This is a genomic window from Rhodoferax sp. RT5P35 (genome assembly GCF_056521385.1).
Window position 1 is genome coordinate 315,466 of the sequence record NZ_JBWMAX010000003.1, and the last position, 19,224, is coordinate 334,689.

Annotated in this window: 17 protein-coding genes; 8 read left to right on the top strand and 9 right to left on the bottom strand. The window is 53.5% G+C overall.

Going from position 1 to position 19,224, the window contains the following annotated elements:
• The 5 genes from AC097L_RS05840 to AC097L_RS05860 form a co-directional block, all read right to left on the bottom strand.
• Positions 1–1,527, bottom strand: coding sequence for a TIGR03016 family PEP-CTERM system-associated outer membrane protein (locus AC097L_RS05840; RefSeq protein ID WP_479585323.1), 1,527 nt, complete (start codon positions 1,525–1,527; stop codon positions 1–3).
• Between the two features lie 15 nt (positions 1,528–1,542).
• A complete protein-coding gene (locus AC097L_RS05845; protein WP_479585324.1) occupies positions 1,543–2,448 on the bottom strand; it encodes an XrtA-associated tyrosine autokinase in 906 nt (301 codons plus the stop codon).
• Positions 2,449–2,452: 4 nt separating this feature from the next.
• Positions 2,453–4,030 carry an XrtA system polysaccharide chain length determinant gene (locus AC097L_RS05850; protein WP_479585325.1) on the bottom strand — a complete coding sequence of 526 codons (1,578 nt, stop codon included), beginning with the start codon at positions 4,028–4,030 and terminating at the stop codon, positions 2,453–2,455.
• A gap of 31 nt (positions 4,031–4,061) precedes the next feature.
• On the bottom strand, positions 4,062–4,643 hold the full coding sequence (locus AC097L_RS05855) for an XrtA/PEP-CTERM system exopolysaccharide export protein (protein ID WP_479585475.1): 582 nt from the start codon (positions 4,641–4,643) through the stop codon (positions 4,062–4,064).
• 575 nt (positions 4,644–5,218) lie between these two features.
• The gene (locus AC097L_RS05860; RefSeq protein ID WP_479585326.1) at positions 5,219–5,521 is read right to left on the bottom strand and encodes a hypothetical protein; all 303 of its coding nucleotides are present in this window, start codon (positions 5,519–5,521) and stop codon (positions 5,219–5,221) included.
• 1,174 nt (positions 5,522–6,695) lie between these two features.
• Here AC097L_RS05860 and AC097L_RS05865 point away from each other — a divergent pair.
• Positions 6,696–7,154, top strand: coding sequence for a low molecular weight protein-tyrosine-phosphatase (locus AC097L_RS05865; protein ID WP_479585327.1), 459 nt, complete (start codon positions 6,696–6,698; stop codon positions 7,152–7,154).
• 49 nt (positions 7,155–7,203) lie between these two features.
• Here the strand turns inward: AC097L_RS05865 and AC097L_RS05870 are convergent, their stop codons facing one another.
• The gene (locus AC097L_RS05870; protein WP_479585328.1) at positions 7,204–8,211 is read right to left on the bottom strand and encodes an NAD-dependent epimerase; all 1,008 of its coding nucleotides are present in this window, start codon (positions 8,209–8,211) and stop codon (positions 7,204–7,206) included.
• Between the two features lie 98 nt (positions 8,212–8,309).
• On the opposite strand from AC097L_RS05870, the gene AC097L_RS05875 reads away from it, so the two are divergent.
• The gene (locus AC097L_RS05875; RefSeq protein WP_479585329.1) at positions 8,310–8,597 is read left to right on the top strand and encodes a ComEA family DNA-binding protein; all 288 of its coding nucleotides are present in this window, start codon (positions 8,310–8,312) and stop codon (positions 8,595–8,597) included.
• Between the two features lie 13 nt (positions 8,598–8,610).
• On the opposite strand, the gene AC097L_RS05880 is transcribed toward AC097L_RS05875, so the two are convergent.
• Positions 8,611–9,864 carry a putative Na+/H+ antiporter gene (locus tag AC097L_RS05880; protein WP_479585330.1) on the bottom strand — a complete coding sequence of 418 codons (1,254 nt, stop codon included), beginning with the start codon at positions 9,862–9,864 and terminating at the stop codon, positions 8,611–8,613.
• Between the two features lie 308 nt (positions 9,865–10,172).
• Between AC097L_RS05880 and AC097L_RS05885 the strand changes: the two genes are divergently transcribed.
• The 3 genes from AC097L_RS05885 to AC097L_RS05895 all read left to right on the top strand — a co-directional run bounded on the left by AC097L_RS05885 (position 10,173) and on the right by AC097L_RS05895 (position 12,312).
• Positions 10,173–11,201 (top strand): DUF418 domain-containing protein, encoded by a 1,029-nt coding sequence (locus AC097L_RS05885; RefSeq protein WP_479585331.1) that lies wholly within the window; start codon positions 10,173–10,175, stop codon positions 11,199–11,201.
• A gap of 77 nt (positions 11,202–11,278) precedes the next feature.
• On the top strand, positions 11,279–11,692 hold the full coding sequence (locus AC097L_RS05890; RefSeq protein ID WP_479585332.1) for a LytTR family DNA-binding domain-containing protein: 414 nt from the start codon (positions 11,279–11,281) through the stop codon (positions 11,690–11,692).
• An 80-nt stretch (positions 11,693–11,772) separates the two neighbouring features.
• A complete protein-coding gene (locus AC097L_RS05895) occupies positions 11,773–12,312 on the top strand; it encodes an Mpo1 family 2-hydroxy fatty acid dioxygenase (RefSeq protein ID WP_479585333.1) in 540 nt (179 codons plus the stop codon).
• A 51-nt stretch (positions 12,313–12,363) separates the two neighbouring features.
• Here AC097L_RS05895 and AC097L_RS05900 read toward each other — a convergent pair whose 3' ends face one another.
• Positions 12,364–12,954, bottom strand: coding sequence for a cupin domain-containing protein (locus AC097L_RS05900; RefSeq protein WP_479585334.1), 591 nt, complete (start codon positions 12,952–12,954; stop codon positions 12,364–12,366).
• Between the two features lie 70 nt (positions 12,955–13,024).
• On the opposite strand from AC097L_RS05900, the gene AC097L_RS05905 reads away from it, so the two are divergent.
• From AC097L_RS05905 to AC097L_RS05915, 3 genes are all read left to right on the top strand, one after another.
• Positions 13,025–14,707: a flavin monoamine oxidase family protein gene (locus tag AC097L_RS05905; protein WP_479585335.1), complete on the top strand. Its 1,683-nt coding sequence runs from the start codon at positions 13,025–13,027 to the stop codon at positions 14,705–14,707.
• Positions 14,704–15,516, top strand: coding sequence for a carbon-nitrogen hydrolase family protein (locus AC097L_RS05910; protein WP_479585336.1), 813 nt, complete (start codon positions 14,704–14,706; stop codon positions 15,514–15,516). The genes AC097L_RS05905 and AC097L_RS05910 overlap by 4 nt, the downstream gene beginning before the upstream one ends.
• Before the next feature lie 263 nt (positions 15,517–15,779).
• Positions 15,780–17,600 (top strand): alpha-amylase family glycosyl hydrolase, encoded by a 1,821-nt coding sequence (locus AC097L_RS05915; RefSeq protein ID WP_479585337.1) that lies wholly within the window; start codon positions 15,780–15,782, stop codon positions 17,598–17,600.
• A 17-nt stretch (positions 17,601–17,617) separates the two neighbouring features.
• Here the strand turns inward: AC097L_RS05915 and AC097L_RS05920 are convergent, their stop codons facing one another.
• The gene (locus tag AC097L_RS05920) at positions 17,618–19,171 is read right to left on the bottom strand and encodes a DHA2 family efflux MFS transporter permease subunit (RefSeq protein ID WP_479585338.1); all 1,554 of its coding nucleotides are present in this window, start codon (positions 19,169–19,171) and stop codon (positions 17,618–17,620) included.
• Between the last annotated feature and the right edge of the window lie 53 nt (positions 19,172–19,224).

Consider the following 19,224-nt stretch of genomic DNA (forward strand, 5'->3'; position numbering starts at 1 on the left):
TTAAAACTGCACAGTTAAACTGCCGGTTACGGAATTTTCTTTATAAGGAATATTGATATTCGAAGATACCGTGTGGCGACTACCCAACGTTAAATAAGTTTTAACGCCCACTCTCTTTGATGCACTTACACTAATAGAACTTAGCTTTGAATCTTGCGTCTCAATATTTCCGCGTATTTTTTGAAGCGATAAGTCTAAATTAATTGAAGAATCTTGCGTCAATTTGTGAGCGTAAGAAAAAATTAAGCCATTTTGCTTAATGTTATTTGATTGACTAAAATCATCTGTTGCAAAACTATTTGCTCCTAATAATTCACCCGAACTACGCGTTGCCGTAAATGTTAAAGTGTCTCTTATGCCTAAAATTATAAAAGATACATTTTGTGCACGCTGCAGGGATGTTCCGGATGACAAGAATCCGTTTACAGGTATTGAATTTCTACTTATACCATTCGACTGCAAAAAACTATTAACAAACTGTGCACGCTCATTTGGATCTTTTATAAATGCGTACTGACTATATAATAAATCATAATTGCTACCCAAACTATTACTTACCTTACTATTTGATAAGGAAACACTTTTAATATCACTTAGTCGCCAATTTGTCCTAGGTGTCCTATGCTCAAAAACAAAACTGTGCATCTTTCCCAGAGAATTATTTTCTAGACTGCCTTTAAATCTAGTCATATCTGATAATGACCAATTTAATCCTAAACCATAAGTCGAAGAACTTTCAGTTGTGTTAGAGTAATAATTTTGTGTTTCACGACCTGTAGTTATTGATAATAAAAAATTGGAAGTTATTGGATAACTAAGTCCAAAATTAAATCCATCAATATTAACATCGGCTGCTGATTCGCGTAACACGCGTTGATGATGTGCATCTATGTTCCAAGATAATTTTCCATAGAAATCAACATCGTTCAGATGGATAGATGTAAGTTGATTATTTGAAGAAAAGTTTTTAGAAGATTTTGCATTAGTAGTCGTCAAATCGTATCTAACTTCATAGTCAATTGTTTTGATTATTTTTCCACGGAAAAAAGGAGCAATTTTAAAAGTTGACACCTCATCTTTATTAGCACTCAAACTTTCACTTAAAGGTGTTTGAACTCCAAAAGCAGAAATGGTTTGTTGAGAAATAATCCCACTAACATCAATAAATGCATGTTCAGATATCAACTCCACTGTAGCGGATGAATTTAGAGAATTTTGGGTAAGACTTTTACGCTGGTTTCCTCCATAACGAATCTCGTTCAGTGAATAGTCCAAATATCCTTTAACCCTTCCAGAAGCACTTCTTATACTTACACCTGGACTCAACTCACTAATCCAACCTGAACTTGAATTGGCTCCCTGAGAGCTTATATTATTAGTCCAAGTTTCTGTGGCAGAGATGCGAGGGGAAATATAAAAGGTTTTTTTTGAATCTGACTCAGGTAAAGCCTGTGCGATAGATAATGTTGCGGCATAAAATACATTTCCCACCAAAAAAATACGGGGGATTTTATGGATAGATATCATTTATATACGTAAAAATTATTGACTGTAGCCGTATCCGTATCCATACCCATATCCACCCTGCAGACCGCTTTTAGCTTGATTTAAAACCATCATCTTGACTGGACAAGCTTCAATTGAAGCTAAGGCGTGCTGAACATCTGCTTGAAGAGTTTTCTCAGCATGCACAACCATTACAATTTGCCCCATGTGGGTCGCCAAAACTCTAGATTCAGTTGTTAGTAGTAGAGGTGGAGAATCGAAAATAATTATTCGATCAGAATATCTATTAGCAATACTTCTAATTAATTGAGTCATTGCCTCACTTGCCAACAATTCGGTAGCACGTAAATGCGGTGTACCGCTTGGTAAAAGTGTTAACTTATCAATATTTGTTTTTAATAAAACACTTGATAAATCATCAACATCGCCAACTAATAAATCAAGCAATCCTGGACTTGCTGGAAGACCCAGCATTCGGAGTACGGATGGACGAGCCACATCAGCGTCAACAAGCATCACAGTGTTATCTAGCTCAGTAGCAATACTCATTGCCAAATTAATTGCAGAAAAGCTTTTTCCTTCTCCTGCAAGAGCGCTTGTCACCATAATTAAATTGCCATTTTCAATAGCGGATGCGCTTTTACCCATAGCATTGCTGATCAGTGGCCGTTTAATAACCCGATATTGGTCTGCTATTTGAGAGCGGGGTGCATTCGGACTCACTATCCCTGCAGCAGCCAATGCATCTAAGTCCAAATCAACTCGTCTGGAATAAGTTTTTTGCTTTTCAAGCGATTGACTCGAGAAAATTGTTTTATTAGGATTAATTTCTTCAGATGACAACTCAACTTTAATTTGGTCTTTATCCTCTGATTTCAAAACTACTCCAGCCTGCCGAAGTTGCTCAAGGCGACGAGTTGCTTGCTCGATTAAGCTACTCATTTAGTTACCCTACCTGTCCAGAAATAAATGCTAGGCCAGAAATCAATATCATATATCCTACAATTAATCCACCCAGAGCGATAAAAAATCTGTGAACATCGGACCGTTCTTTTCGTCTAGCAGTATCACTTAGTACCAGTGTAACAACTCCTAATAGCGGAAGATCAATTAAATTGCGCAATGTGCGAGCATCATGAAATACCGGTCTTAACTGGCTAGCTGCAAATGCAGTAAATCCACCTGCACCCAGAGATACGACTAAAGCTAGTAATAGCAGAAGCAAGCGGTTGGGTGCAACTGGCTTTGGTGAAACTCTCGGAGGATCAATTAAACGGAAGTCGGCCACACCCGCTGCGGACTCTAGATCCCCCGAAAGAGACGCCGATTCGCGTCTACTTACCAAATCTTCATAGTTTTTCTTATTGATTGTGTAATCGCGATTTAACTGGGCAAATTCGGCCTCAGTTTGTGGGGCAGTTTTCATAAATTCACGAGCCTTTTCATATCGCGATGTATATTCTGAAACTCTTGCACGCAAAGAGGCAACTTGTACTTCGGATGCTGCCAACATACGACTCAGTTCCTGTGAGGCCAAAGAGTTATTATTCACAGACAATGGGTTTGTCATTGCCGTTTTTTTCAATTCAAGAACTTCTTTTCTTTTCTGATCTTCAAGTTCTTTAACTAATCTGCGAGCCCCAACTACATCTGGATGTTGCTCTGTAAATCGTTGCAATAAACTGTCAAGATTTCTTTTTTGAGTATCAATGCGTGAATCAATTTCGGGAGTTGCAAATGATTGCGCTGACTCTTGCATTAAACTCTTCGATGCAATATTAGAATTTTGTGATTTTTCATTTAATAGTTGAGTTTTAGATGCATCACGTGCATTTTCTGCTTCCCGTAAATCTAATTTTGCTTGATTGAGTTGTGCACTTATTTCGCTCAACTTTCCAGCTATGTCAGTGCCCCCGTTAGCGGTTTGCACATCTATATTTCTGAGTTTAAATTCTTTCAACCGTGCTTCGGCAGACTCGAGTTTGGATTCATAAGTTTTTATTTGTTCAGAAATAAATTTCTTAGCGGCATCCGTATCTTTTCGACTGTCTCCTAAGCTAGATTCAACGAATATTGAAACAAGCGATTGCACTACCTTCTTCGCTTTCTCGGGATTTGAGTCTTGGAAAGAAAGCGTGTATAAGTTATCGCGTGCTGTACTTTTTATTTGTAATGTATTCATCAACCGCTCAGTTAAACCTTCTTGAGACCCTTTTGATAAACTACCTAAATCAAGATCAGCCATTCGAATCAATTTTTCAACATTTGGGCGAGTAATTAAGGTCCGGCTCAGCATACCTACTTGTTGATCCACATTTGGTTGAATGGCTAAGCCCGACATTAATGGCTTTAAAATCGATTGTGTATCTACGTATATACGTGCGGATGCCTCATACTTATCAGGTACCCTGAGTACAACTCCCGCACCAATCACACCAACAAGCCAGGCAATAAGTACACCCAACCAGCGATGTTTCCACGAACCTTTAGCGAATGTCAGTAATTGACTTATTAACTCGTCCATTAGATTTTACACGCTTACATTTTTAGTTTAATCAAAACCAACCTTGAGGAATAATTAATATATCACCAGGTTTCATTTCCACATTACGAGAATAATCTCCCCGCTTTATTAAGTCGTTTAGTCGTACAGAATACCGCTTATCACCCTCCGAAGTGCGTAATATAGTCGCATTATTTCCATCAGCAAAATCTGTCAATCCACCAACTGCAATCATGACATCTAGAATTGTCATTTTACTTTTATATGGTAATGTTTGAGGTTTGGTAGCCTCACCCACTACGCGAATTTGTTCGCTGTAGGGGCCCACAAAACTAGTAACGATTACAGTAACTACAGGATCCCGTACAAATTTTGCCAGCAGTACCTCGATATCACGGGCGACTTGTATAGAGGTTTTTCCCTGTACTATCAATTCATCAACTAATGGTGTTGTCATTTTTCCGTCAGGACGCACAGGGACTGACATTGACAATTCAGGATTTCGCCAAACAATTATATTTAGTGAATCACCAGGTCCTATAATATAGTCGTAGTCTGCAGTTGCTACATTGGTGGGGGCTGGTGGCAAAGACGTACCAAAAATTGAACAGGATGCAATCAACATAGACATCATGCTAAATGTCAAGAATTTCGCAAACTTAATCAAAAAATTATAGGTATTTTTCAAAATTTTCCTTAGAGTTAGCTGATTGTTAAATAAATATAACATTTTTTTGATTTTCTGATGTAACCATCAAAGCATTTATTTCGTTTTGATGTCCCTGTGAAATCTTTCAAAGTAGTGATTTTATTATAAATATTTTATAATACTTGCGATAAATTTTCGTGCTATTTTGGTAATTAGCCACATTTTCTTAAAAGTGCGCGGAGTCAGCACAAACCAAATAGTTGCATCTGACTATTGCAAAAGAAAGTTTCGCTATGAAACCAGCATACTGTTGTTGTACATACCTTTCTATTTTGAAGTAGTCTTCAAAGCTTGTCCCATGAGACCAAAGTAAAGAAATACAATTGGCATTTCTAACGGTACGACTGCCAATATAGCTATGCCTATTTTATGGGATATTGCGAATACCATATGGTGCGTAAGAAATTAAAATTTTGGTCTATGTATATAATCGTCTACATTTTTTGTTTGTAAGCAACTAGGGGGAAATAGCAAATTAATCTCAGGATTTACATTGAAAATTATTTGGCAATAATTTGTAATTTGAGTTGCCCCATAAACGGAACCGAAGCTGTATGCTGGCTATTTAGATTAGTTGCATCAAAATCTTCACAATCAGAAGTATTAAATTTGCTGGTCCCTAACCATGCTAATGCTAGCAAGTATGCTCCAGCATCTCCAGCATCTCCAGCATCTCCAGCCAATCCAGCCAATCCAGCAAGTCCAGTGCGAGCGCTAGGTAGGAGCGTTTGTTCCCATCGGATGAGCCCACAAATGTTGCTTGCAAAAGCTCGTTCGTAATTGAAGTTAAATGCCGGATTCATGGTCTGCACCACCTCAGTCGTTACATTTTGTGTATTGTTGCATGAGCCTGCATGATCTGACTAGTGATCACGCCTTATCTACAAGAGATAGCTACGATTCTTGTTTATCAGTAGTTTTTTGGTCTGTGACACTCTGTCTTTACGCAGGCCGGTGCATTGGCAAAGTGTCGGAATTTCTTACAAAACAACATTTCGTTCAAGTTGCAAATCTCATAAGTTATTGATTTATAAAGAAATTATCCTATCGCATCTTGTCTACGCTGCACCTAAGGTCTACCTCATTTTTGTCTTCTTATTTTTTCAAGGAGTACTTGTGAAAAATTACTCTTATCTTTGGTTCTCTTATCAGACCTCGGCTTAACCGGTATAGGCGCGTTCTATGCCACTGTATCCGCTGACTTTACCGCTGCCTAAGGCAGCATAGTTGGTAACGCAGCCAACAGTTTTAGTGAAGAGAAGTTAGTTGCTGCTAACACTGAAAAAACTAAAACGCCTAGTGTGGGTCTTACAGGTTTAGTTTTTACCTGCGCTAGGCATGCAAATTTTGCAGATTTTTTCAAATATGATGACAAAAATGTCATTTGTCCAACTCAGTTGAATGTTCTTGATAGTTACAGCATGCATACAGATTTTTGAACTTTTGCTTATTAAAAAATGTATACAGTTTTTGGATGCAATAGAAAATATTGCTTTGTGGATTGACCCTGGCTAGGACACGAAAAATGCCATAGGTATTCCAATATCTGTTTTTACAACCAACAACAGAGATGACATTAAAATGAATTTTTTTCACAATCAGCATCACGTCGAACTTAGCAGTTTTCGACTTTGATCTTGACAGTTTCACGTTGGCTGCAGCTGGTTCAAAATTTTTCACAACCAATAGCAATTCTTTCTACAAGCTTGCGTTTCTCACCGGTGATTTCGATGACATTTCAGTCGAGCCCGGCACTACTGGTGCGGTGGGCAAAGTGAGCACCGTTTTCACTAGCGCATTTCCCTGGTCAGGTACTTTGACGTAGATCGGCCTGGGCTTGGCAAGTTTCAGTTTGGCACAGCGTCGCCGTAAAGTTGCCGCCAAGTAAGAAGTTACAGTTCACTTAGACCTCTAAAATGGTGCTGTTCGGCGAGCCATCCTTTTGTACTTCTGAAACCATTTTTTTACATTTCACACATGACCCAGGTACTGATGGTTTGTATGGGTAATATTTGCCGGTCGCCTATGGCCAAAGTGGTAGCCACACATTGGGCCGATACGATCGGAGTAGGAAAGCAGATTAGCTTCGATTCGGCAGGTACACATGCACAGCACATTGGCGAGAAGCCTGACCCGCGGGCCAAGACGGTACTAGAAAAACGCGGATACGTGCTTGAGAAGAGCCGTTCGCGGCGCGTACAGGACAAAGACTTTCAACGCTTCGATTGGATTTTGGCGATGGATCGAAGCAACTTAGCCGAATTACAGCGACTTTGCCCGCCACAGTATCTTCACAAAATTAGACTGTTTTTAGACGATGCAGAAGCAGACACTGAGGAAGTTCCAGACCCGTACTATGGCAATTTGCTAGGTTTTGAACGGGTGCTGGACTTGTGTGAGTTGGGTGCACGCAGGCTTATCAAAAGCTTGGCTTGACGCATTTTCCGGCTACCAAGATAGTCGAAAAATGGCTCGAAACGTACTCTCAGACTTTGTAATAGCCGCGGTACCAGTCCACAAAATTTCCAATCCCGGTTTGTATGCTGGTACCTGGCACGAAACCTACCCAGTCGCGCAAAGCGTCGGTATTGGCATAGGTGGCAGGTACATCGCCATCCTGCAGTGGCAGTAGGCGTTTTTCGGCTTTTTTACCCAAGGCATCTTCGATGCAGGCAATGAAGTCAAGCAACGGCACTGGGTTGTTGTTACCGATATTGAAAACACGGTACGGCGCATTGCTGGTAGCTGGATCCGCTAGCGCGGCATCGTAAGCGGGGTCAGGTGCGGCAACCCGGTCCAGCACGCGGATGACACCCTCGACGATATCGTCTACGTAGGTAAAGTCACGCTGCATATTGCCGTAGTTGTACACGTCAATCGGACGGCCTTCCATGATGGCTTTGGTGAACAGGAACAAGGCCATGTCAGGCCGTCCCCATGGGCCATAGACCGTAAAGAAACGCAGGCCGGTGGTGGGCAAGTTGTACAAATGGCTGTAGGTGTGTGCCATCAGCTCATTGGCTTTTTTGGTGGCGGCGTACAGGCTCACGGGGTGGTCTACGCTGTCATGTTCCGAAAACGGCATTTTGGTGTTGCCGCCATACACACTGGAGCTGGATGCGTACACCAGGTGTTGCACCTTGCTATGGCGGCAACCCTCCAAAACATTCACAAAACCGATTAAATTGCTATCCATGTAGGCATGGGGATTTTGTAGAGAATACCGGACCCCTGCCTGGGCAGCCAAGTGGATCACCCGATCAAACTTTTCATTAGCAAACAGTTCAGCCATCCCAGGGCGATCGCCTACATCCAATGGCACAAACCGAAAATTCGTGTGGGCAGTTAACCGCTTGAGGCGGTTGTGCTTCAAGTTGACATCGTAGTAGTCGTTCAAATTGTCCAGCCCTACAACCTCATCACCGCGCGCCAACAGCTTTAACGAAGCCGTCATGCCAATGAAGCCTGCAGCCCCTGTCACCAAAATCTTCATGAGACGGTCCTTCTACGATTGCAATGAAAAGTCGATCTTAACTGGGCTGCCGTGTAGCATGGCATGTATGGTGCGGTAACTACACGGAAAGTACACCTATGCTGCGAAAGATATGTCTAGTGGCGGTTGCACTGGGTACCCGTCTGGCCTGGGCCGATGTGGATGTGAACCAAGCCGAGGTGGCAGCGCTGGACAGTATCCGGGGTATTGGCCCCAGCATGTCCCGCAAAATCTTGCTGGAACGCGAGAATGGCAAGTACAAAAACTGGGCTGATTTGATGGCCCGTGTACCCGGCATGAAGCTAGCCACCGCAGCCAAATTTTCTGCGCAAGGCTTGACGGTCAATGGCATAGCCTTGTCCGAGGCAGCCACACCGCCACCTTGATGCGCACGCGTGCTCACACCAAAAACATCGCCCCGGCGACTACCGTCGGCAGCGCTGCCCCGGCCAGCAAACCCAAAGCGCCAATCGACTCGCCGTTGAATCCCTTGCGCAGCAGCGCCACCCCTGCCGGATTCGGCGCATTGGCGATCACAGTCAAGCCGCCGCCGGCCACCGCACCGGCCACCAGCATGTACTTGGCGGGGTCGCTGATACCCTCGATCAATGAACCCAGATACGTTAGCGCCGCGTTGTCGGTCAGCGCCGTCAGGCCCAGCGCACCAAAAAACAGCGCTGTAGGGCCCAGGCTGGAAACGATAGGCTGCAGCCACCATTGCTGCATGCCCCCCAGCACCACCAGACCCGCCAGAAAGAAGCCCACCAGCAAACCCTCTTTCAAAATCAGCGGACTTTGGTGCCGCTCGTAGGCCTGGGTGTAGCCGATGAAGAACAAAAACAGGCCAATAAACACCACTGGATGGTGGGCGAACACCACCACTCCAGCCAGAAAGGCCAGGTGAATCAGACTCACCAACACCGGCACCGGCCGGGTCGCCATAGGCTTGGCGGCAGCCGTGGTCTTGAGATGCGCGCGCAGCAAAAAAACCATCACACTCGCGTTGACCAACACCGCGATGCACGCACGCCAGCCAAAGGTGCGGGCCATGAAGGCGCTGTCCCAGCCCCACACCGATGCCACCATCAGCACCGGTGGGGCGGCGTAAGAGGTTAACGTGCCGCCCACCGACACATTGACAAACAGCACGCCCAGGGCCGCGTACTTTAGCCACTCGGGCAGGCCAGGGCGAAACACCAGCGGCGCCAGGATCAGCGCGGCCAGCGTCATGGCTGCCGGTTCGGTGATCAACGAGCCCAGCAGCGGCACCAAGGCCAGGCCCAACCAAGCCGTGGCCAACGGGGTGGGCAGGGGCAGCACGCGGGCCAGGCCACCCAACAACTGCCGCACCAGCTCCAGCACGGGGCGCGAGGCGGCCACCACCATCACCACAAACACGAACAGCGGCTCGGTGTACTGGCGCGACTCGGCATAGGCCAGCGCATCGGCCCCTGTACCCAGCACGGCCATCACCACGATCAGCACAAAGGCCCACAGGCCAAACACCACCTCGACCTCGCCCAGGATATGGAACAGCCCGGCGTGGCGCGGGTGCCGGTGGGCCAGGGTTTCAAACCACTTGGCCGCAAAAGTGTGCAGCAGCGCCAGCCCGAAAAGGACGGCGGCAGCGAGTTGGAGGGCAGTGGGTTGCATATTTGCATCGAAAAGTAGATCAATGGGTATTGTCGCGCAGCCAAAATCCCCGTTTTTTTCATTCCGCACATAGCCGTTCAACATCGCACAATACCAATACCAGCCCAACCCGAGCAGAACCACTTAAACTTCATCGGCTAAACATTTGGCACTTCGTAGACCAACCGGAGCGGCTGCACAAGTTCAAAGCATCCTGTAAGGGACATAAAAGCAGCGGTAAATGGTCAAAAAATGCACAAACGAGAATAAGTATGGCCGTTAAGAGGTCCAAGACACTGGACGTGTTTCGGGGGTCGCTGTTTGTACTGATGGCCAACACCCATGCCATCTCGCTGCTGGGAGTGGCAAGTTCGCACTGGCTGATGAGCGACCTCTGGCTACCCAACGGATGGGCCACGGTGGTGTACGTTGTGCTGTCGGGTTACGGTATCGGCTGGGTTTTCTCGGCTCGCCATCCAGACATCTTGCACAGACCCTTATTGCGCCGAAGGAGTGTCCGAATTTTGGTTGTGATGCTGGTCTCCAACAGCGTTTTTGCGCTCTTCAAACTGGCCCTGCTGGGCGAGCTTTCGTTCGCACTCACCCTGGACTGGTGGCTCGGGTTCATCACCCTTGCAACGCCCTGGTCCATTTCTGGCGTACTGCTGCCGACCGCGCTGGTCTTGCTGTGCGCTCCAGCCATGGTCCAACTGTGCCGTCACAGCCCCTGGCCGACCCTGGTGGCACTGATTGCAGTAACCTTTGCCACGCGGATGGTGGACACCTCGGCCTACGCCGACTGCTGGGCGGTTCGCTTCTTTTTACTGGAAGGACTGGGCGGATTTCCGGTCCTGCCCTTCGTTCTGAACGGCTGCATTGGTTGCTGGCTCGGCATTTACCGCCACATAAACGAGTCGGCGTGGCTGTACATCATTGTCCTGCTTTTATTGCTTCAACTTGGCGTGTATGCATCTACGTTTGCGCCGCCAGAGTGGTGCTGGACGGTTTTTAGGCAATCGCTGGGACCGGCAGGCAAATTTGCCTGGGTGTTTTTATGCGCTGGCATACTGGCACGGACAGGGCACGAGCGGCTCATTTCACCCTTGGCACTGATTGGCAAGTTCGCCTTGACCAGCTTTGTGATGCACCGCATATTTCTTCAGGTCATCCATTTCGCCATTGCCAAGTCAGCGCTGAACTCCTTGCCCGTGGAACTAAAGTATTCGATGCTGTTGACGAGCACTCTCGTCCTTTCCTGGTTGATGTGCGTGTTTTTACAACGTAGCTACAACCAACATGAAACTTCCAGGCTGGCCCAAGACAAAGTGTCAGGCAAAGAAGAGTATTTCACCCGCTGAAGGTAAAAAAGCCAAAAGCCCTTATTAGACCTACGCATATTGCTATTATATTAATAGCAAACTACAAATACGGCGGCGTGCAGGCCGAGACGATCTCGACCACGCTGTCGCCAATATGGCGAAAGCGGTGCGGCGGGCTGCTGCCTGCTCCAGCCCCCGTCTCCCCACCGCTCCAGCTGCTGCAAGCCAGCATCGGCAGCCGCATCCACCTGGTGCCGATCGACACCGTGCTGTATTTTGAAGCCGCCGACAAATACCTGCGCGCGCTCACCGCCGAGCAGGAATACGTGATCCGCACCCCGCTCAAAGAGCTGCTGCCCCAACTGGACCCGCAGCGTCTCTGGCAAATCCACCGCGGCACCTTGGTGCGGGCCCAGGCCATCGCCAGCGTGGTGCGCGACGACACCGGCAAGCTCCAGATCACCCTGCGCAACCGCCCCGAAAAGCTGGTCGTCAGCCGCCTCTACGCCCACCTGTTCAAGGCCATGTAAACCCTAGGTGTGCTGCACTTGACAGCCTTGGACAGCGCGCAGCCACTAGCATGGCCGCCACCCCCAAAGAAGGAGACCCCATGGCATCCCTGTTCCGCCCGGCCACCACGCTAATGGTCCAGTACGCGCACTACCACCGCGACCGGCGCAACATCGCCACCCACTGCGTCGGCATACCGCTGATCGTATTCGGCATCGGCGTGCTGCTGGCGCGTTGGCAGCTGGGAGACGGCCCACTCACCGCCGCCTGGCTGCTCTGGATACTCAGCACGCTGTGGTACCTCAGCCGGGGCAACGCCGTGCTGGGCGGGGCCGTCAGCCTGGCCAACGGCGTGCTGATCGCGCTAGCCCACCAGGTCGCGGGCGGCAGCGTGGCCCACTGGCTGGGCTGGGGCATCGGCAGCTTTGCGGTGGGCTGGGTGCTGCAGTTCATCGGCCACTACTTTGAGGGCCGCAAACCGGCTTTTGTGGACGACCTGGTGGGCCTGCTGGTCGGCCCGATGTTCGTCACCGGCGAGGCCTTGTTTGCGCTGGGCTGGGGCAAAAGCCTGCAGGCCGAAATCGAACGCAGCGCCGGACCCACGCATATTCGCCCCGCAGAAAAACCTCAAGCTTTTTAGGCCTCTAGCGCTTATAGAACCTGCACTAGTAGCTATTATTTCAATAGCAAACTACAAATACGGCGGCGTGCAGGCCGAGACGATCTCGGCCACGCTTTCGCCGATGTTGCGAAAGCGGTGCGGCAGGCTGCTGTTGAACAAATAGGCATCGCCCGCCTTCAGCACCCGCACCTGCTCGCCCACGGTCAGCTCGATCTCGCCGCTGAGCACAATGCCGCCCTCGTGCGCGTCGTGCTCCAGCATGTCCACGCCGGTATCGGCCCCGGGGGCATAGCGTTCTTGCAGGATTTGCAGGTTGTGGGCACGGGCATTGCCCACCTGGCGCAGCGTCAGCGTGCGGTCGCCGGTGGCACCGGGGGCGTGGCGGGTCAGGCGGGATGTCAAATCCACCAGGTCGGCCGGGCTGTGGAACACGGCGTCGGCCTGGGGCTGGTCGGGCTCGAAAAACTCCGCCATGGTCAGCGGCACACCACCCAGGATTTTGCGCAGCGAGGCCACCGAGGGGCTGCTTTTGTTCTGCTCGATGGTCGAAATCTGGCTGGACGGCACGCCCGCCCGCTCGGCCAGCTGCCGCTGCGACCAGCCCGCCACCATGCGCACCTGGCGCAAACGGCTCCCCACATCAAACGGATCATCCAGCATGAATAATTTCCCCAAACGCTCAATATTTTGAGCAAAATATACACCTATACCGATCACTTGCGAAGTTTCCATGCCACTAGACCACGCTCCCACCGCCGCCGATAAAGCGCCCGTCACCATTTTCGGCCCCGATTTTCCGTTCCCGTTCGACGACTGGATTTCCCACCCCGCCGGGCTGGGCAGCCTGCCCGCCCAGCACCATGGGGCCGAGGTGGCCATCGTCGGCGCGGGCATGGCCGGCATGGTGGCAGCCTATGAGCTGATGAAGCTGGGCTTCAAACCCGTGGTGTACGAGGCCTCCAAAATGGGTGGCCGTCTGCGCTCGCAACCGTTCGAGGGCGGCCAGGGCGTGATCGCCGAGCTGGGCGGCATGCGCTTCCCGGTGTCAAGCACCGCGTTCTACCACTACGTCAACGCCCTGGGTCTGCAGAGCCAGCCCTTCCCCAACCCGCTGACGCCGGCCAGCGGCAGCACCGTGGTCGATCTGGAAGGCCAGACCTACTACGCCGAAAAGCTGGCCGACCTGCCGCCCATGTTCAAAGAAGTGGCCGATGCCTGGGCCCGCGCGCTGGAAGACGGTGCCCAGTTCGAGGCGGTGCAAAACGCCATCCGCAGCCGCGACGTGCCCGCCCTCAAGGCGCTGTGGAACAAGTTGGTGCCGCTATGGGACGACCGCACCTTCTACGACTTTGTGGCTACGTCCAAGGCCTTTGCCGGGCTGTCCTTCCAGCACCGCGAAGTGTTTGGCCAGGTGGGTTTTGGTACGGGTGGCTGGGATTCGGACTTCCCCAACTCCATGCTCGAAATATTGCGCGTGGTGATGACCAACTGCGACGACACCCAGCGCCTGATCGTCGGCGGCGCCGACCAGGTGCCGCTGGGCCTGTGGCAGCACGCACCCGACAAGATGACGCACTGGCCCGCAGGCACCACCCTTGCCAGCCTGCACGGCGGCGCACCGCGCGCGGGCGTGGCGGCCATCCAGCGGCAAGACGATGGCCGCATTGCCGTGACCGACCGCTGGGGCGGCACGCGCAGTTTTGCGGCCGTGCTCACCACCTGCCAAAGCTGGCTGCTGACCACCCAGATCGACTGTGACGAATCGCTGTTTTCGCAAAAAATGTGGATGGCGCTGGACCGCACCCGCTACATGCAGTCCAGCAAAACCTTCGTCATGGTGGACCGCCCGTTCTGGAAAGACAAAGACCCCGTCACCGGCCGCGACACCCTGAGCATGACGCTGACCGACCGCCTCACCCGCGGCACCTATTTGTTCGACAACGGCCCCGGCAAACCGGGCGTGATCTGCCTGTCGTACGCATGGATGGGCGACGCGCTGAAGATGCTGCCCCAGCCGCCTGAAAAACGCGTCAAGCTGGCCCTGGATGCTCTGAAAAAAATCTACCCCAAGGTAGACATTGCCAGCCACATCATTGGCGATCCGATCACCGTCTCGTGGGAGGCCGACCCGCACTTCCTGGGCGCATTCAAAGGCGCATTGCCCGGCCACTACCGCTACAACCAGCGCATGTTTGCCCACTTCATGCAAGACGACAAACCCGCCAGCGAGCGCGGCATCTTCATCGCGGGCGACGACGTGTCCTGGACCCCCGCCTGGGTGGAGGGCGCGGTGCAGACCTCGCTGAACGCGGTGTGGGGCATCCTGCACCACTTCGGCGGCAAAACACACGCCGAGAACCCCGGCCCCGGCGACGTGTTCAAAGACATTGGCCCGATGGAGCTGCCGGAATGAGCGACCTACCGAACAATCTACGTTTGGCGCTGCTGCAGTGCCCATCGCTACCGCTGGACGTACCCGCCAACCTGGCGCGGCTGGACGCATTCGCCGCCCAGGCCGCCGCCGCCGGGGCGCATCTGCTGGTCACGCCCGAGATGTTTTTGACTGGCTACAACATCGGCAACCCCGCTGCTGCCGTGCTGGCCGAGCGCCCAGACGGCCCCCGCGCCCAGGCCGTGGCCGCCATCGCCCGGCAACACCAGATCGCCATCGTCTTCGGCCATCCCGAACACGACGAAGCTGGCCATATCTTCAACACCGCCCAGTGCATCAATGCCCAGGGCCAGCCCCTTGCCCGCTACCGCAAAACCCATCTTTTTGGCGACCTGGACCGCGGCATGTTCAGCCCCGGCCCTGGCGACGAGCCGCTGTTCAAGCTCCACGGCTGGCAACTCGGCCTGCTGATTTGCTATGACGTGGAATTCCCCGAAAACACCCGCCGCCTGGCCCTGCAAGGTGCCGACCTCATCGTGGTGCCCACCGCAAATATGGAGGGCTTTGACTTCGTGGCCCAGCACCTGGTGCCCACGCGGGCTTACGAGAACCAGGTGTTTGTGGCGTATGCCAACTTCTGCGGCAGCGAAGCGGGCCTGGCCTACGGCGGCCTGAGTTGCGTAGCCGCGCCCGATGGTTCAGAAGCCGTGCAGGCCGGGCGCGATGCAGGTCTGTTGCTGGCCGATGTAACGCAGGTCACCCTGGCCGCCGGGCGTGCGCTGAACGGGCATTTGGCCATCTGCCGGGCCCAGAGCACAACGTCTTCTTGAATCAGAGACCGGGGCTGGCGACATGCCCGCCCATAACGGTCGCTTGCCGGCGCGGGCATCGCACAGCCAGCATGCCAGACGTGCCCGCAGCCAAGGCCATCTGGCTGCGAAACGGCTGCCCGTGGCTGTTGGCGAAGTCCGGCGACGTAGGATCCCGCCTACCCCCGTACGCGCCAAGCGCCACATGCCAAACCGCAGCGGTTTTCCTATGATGTGCGTGGGCTCAATTGCCGTCCAAACCCCACACCACACAAAGGTTCTCCATGCCCCCAACCACCGACGCCTCCGCCACATCCGCCCCCACCCCTGGCATGGGCGCGGTTCCGCACGACGGGGGGGTGACGTTCCGCGTCTGGGCGCCAGCCGCGCAGCAGGTCAGCGTAAAGGGTGGCTTCAACGGCTGGTCTGACACCGCGCACCCGATGCAGGCCGAAGACAACGGCCATTGGGCCCTGGATGTGCCGGGGCTGCAGGCCGGTGAGGAATACAAGTTTTGCCTGACTTTGGCCGACGGCAGCACGCTGGACCGCATCGATCCGCAGGCGAGACAGGTCACCAATTCGGTTGGCACGGGGGTGGTGTACGACGCCACGGCCTTTGACTGGCAAGGCGATAGCTTCACGCTGGCCACGCACGATGCGCTGGTCATTTACGAGTTGCACATCGGCTCTTTCCATGCCGAGGAAAGCGGTACACCGGGCAACTTTGTGTCGGCCACGGCGCAGCTGGACCACCTGCAGCGCCTGGGCGTGAATGCGGTGCAGGTCATGCCGGTGGCCGAGTTCGCCGGCGACTTTTCATGGGGCTACAACCCGGCACACCTGTTTGCGGTGGAGAGTGCCTACGGCGGCCCGGACGCGTTCAAGACCTTTGTACGCGAAGCGCACAGCCGGGGCATCGGTGTCATCCTCGACGTGGTCTACAACCATTTCGGCCCCAGCGACCTGGACCTGTGGCGCTTCGACGGCTGGAGCGAAAACGACAAGGGCGGCATCTACTTCTACAACGACGAGCGCTCCAGCACGCCCTGGGGCGAGACCCGGCCCGACTACGGCCGCAGCGAGGTGCGCCAGTTCATCCGTGACAACGCACTGATGTGGCTGAACGAATACCGCGTGGACGGCCTGCGCTTTGACATGACGCTGTACATGCGCACCATCCGCGGCGAAGGCAACGATGACCTGCCCGATGCCTGGAGCCTGATGCAGTGGATCACCGACGACATCCGCGCCAGCCACCCGCACGCCATCAGCATCGCCGAAGACCTGCGTGAACACCAGGGCATGACCGCCCAGGTGGACCAAGGCGGCGCCGGCTTTCATGCGCAGTGGGACGCGTGTTTTGTGCACCCCGTGCGGCAAAGCGTGATCACGCCCAACGATGCCGACCGCTCCATGGCTGCGGTGCGCGACGCCATCGCTTACCGCTACAACGACGATGCCTTCCGGCGTGTGGTCTACAGCGAATCGCACGACGAGGTGGCCAACGGCAAGGCACGCGTGCCGCAGGAGGTGAACCCCGATGATACCGAAGGCTGGTACGCGCAGAAGCGCTCCACCCTGGCCGCGGCCTTGGTGTTCACTTCGCCCGGCATCCCCATGCTGTTCCAGGGCCAGGAGTTTTTACAGGGCGAATGGTTCCGCGACGACGTGCCGCTGGACTGGCACCAGAGCGAGAGCTTCAGCGGCATCGTGCGCCTATACCACGACCTGGTACGCGTGCGCCTGAACCGCGATGGGCTGACGCGCGGCCTGACCGGCCAGGGCTGCCACGTGTTCCACGCCAACGACGAGATGAACGTCATCGCCTTCCACCGCTGGCGTGAACATGGCGCGGGCGATGACGTGGTGGTGGTGCTGAACTTCTCGGCCGAAGCGCGTGACGACTACCTGCTGGGCCTGCCCGAAGCTGGCACCTGGTGGGTGCGGGTGAACACCGATTCACGCTTTTACAGCCCCGACTTCCAGCAACACGGCGCCGCCTCGTTCGATGCAGTGCCCGAAGCCCGCGACGACCTGCCCGCCCACGCACCACTGCGCATTGGCCCCTACACAGCGCTGGTGCTGTCGCAGCACCCAGGTTGAACACAACTGCGAGACGATTACGCTTCCATCGCATGCGCTTCGACTGGCGGTGCCAGCACTTGGCGCTGCCGGCGCATCAGCAGCAGCAAGGGCATGGCAATTAGCGTCACGGCCATCATGATTTTGAAATCATTGATGTAGGCCAGAAAGCTCGCCTGGCGCGTCACCTCGTTGTTCAGCGCGGCCAGGCCCTGCGGGGTGGCCAGGTTGTAGACGGCGGGCAGGCCGGCCTGCACGGCGGGGCTGGCCAGGTTCACGTGCTCGACCATTTGCGCATGGAACAAGGCGGTATTGCGGGTCAGCAGGGTCTGCATTACCGAGATGCCGATGCTGCTGCCGATGTTGCGCGACAGGCTGTAGATAGAGGTGCCGTCGGGCCGGTACAGCGGGTTGAGCGTCGAAAACGCCATGGTGGTCAACGGCACCGATACAAAGCCCAGGCCCAGGCCCTGGATGAAGCCCGACCAGACCATGTCGCTGGGCTGGGTGTCAAAGCTGAAGCCCGCCATTTGCCATAGCGAGAACGCGGTCAGCGCAAAACCCAGGCCGATCAGGCGGCGCGCATCCACCCGCGCGGCGTAGCGCCCGGCCAGCATCATGGACAGCATGGTGCCGATGCCGCTGGGCCCAATCACCAGCCCCGCCGTCACCACCGGGTACCCCATCAGCGTTTGCAGCATCGGCGGCAGCAGGGCGCGGGTGGCGTACAGCAGCAGCCCGACCATGAAGTACAGCGCCAGGCCGGTGACAAAGTTGCGGTCTTTGAGCAACTGCACATTGAAGAATGACACCTCCTTTGCAGTGGCCGTGAGCACGATGAAGAAGGCGAAGCTGACCAGCGCGCCCGCCGCCTCCAGCTGGATCTCTAGCGAGCTGAACCAATCCAGCAGCTCGCCCCGGTCCAGCAACATCTGCAGCAGGCCAATCGCCAGGCTCAGGGCCACGCAGCCGTAGACATCGAAGCGCAGCCTGGTCTGCACCACGGTTTCGCGGATGTACAGCTGGATGCCGATGAACGACACGATACCCACCGGAATATTCACAAAAAACACCCAGCGCCAGCTGAAGTTGTCGGTCAGCCAGCCGCCCAGCGTGGGGCCGAGGATGGGGCCCAGCATCACGCCCATACCCCAGATGGCCATGGCCTGGGCGTGCTTTTCCTTGGGGTTGGTGTCCAGCATGGTGGCTTGGGACAAGGGCACCAGCGCCGCACCAAACACCCCTTGCAGCAGCCGCGCCAGCACGATTTCGGTGAGCGATTGGGACAGGCCGCACAAAGCCGATGCCACGGTAAAGCCCACCACGGAAATCAAAAAAATCCGTTTGCGGCCAAAGCGCTCGGTCAGCCAGCCGGTCAGCGGCGTGGTGATGGCCGCCGCCACGATATACGAGGTGAGCACCCAGGATGCCTGGTCCTGCGATGCCGACAGCGCGCCCGCCATGTGCGGCAGCGCCACGTTGGCGATGGTGCTGTCCAGCGTCTGCATGATGGTGGCCAGCATGATCGCCACGGTGACCAGCTTGCGGTGTTGGGCAGAGTCGGACGGAGCTTCGGTGTCGGTGGAGGCCATGGATATGTCCGCTGGGCAACGAAATGGTGACTTGGGTGATAGTGACCTACGTC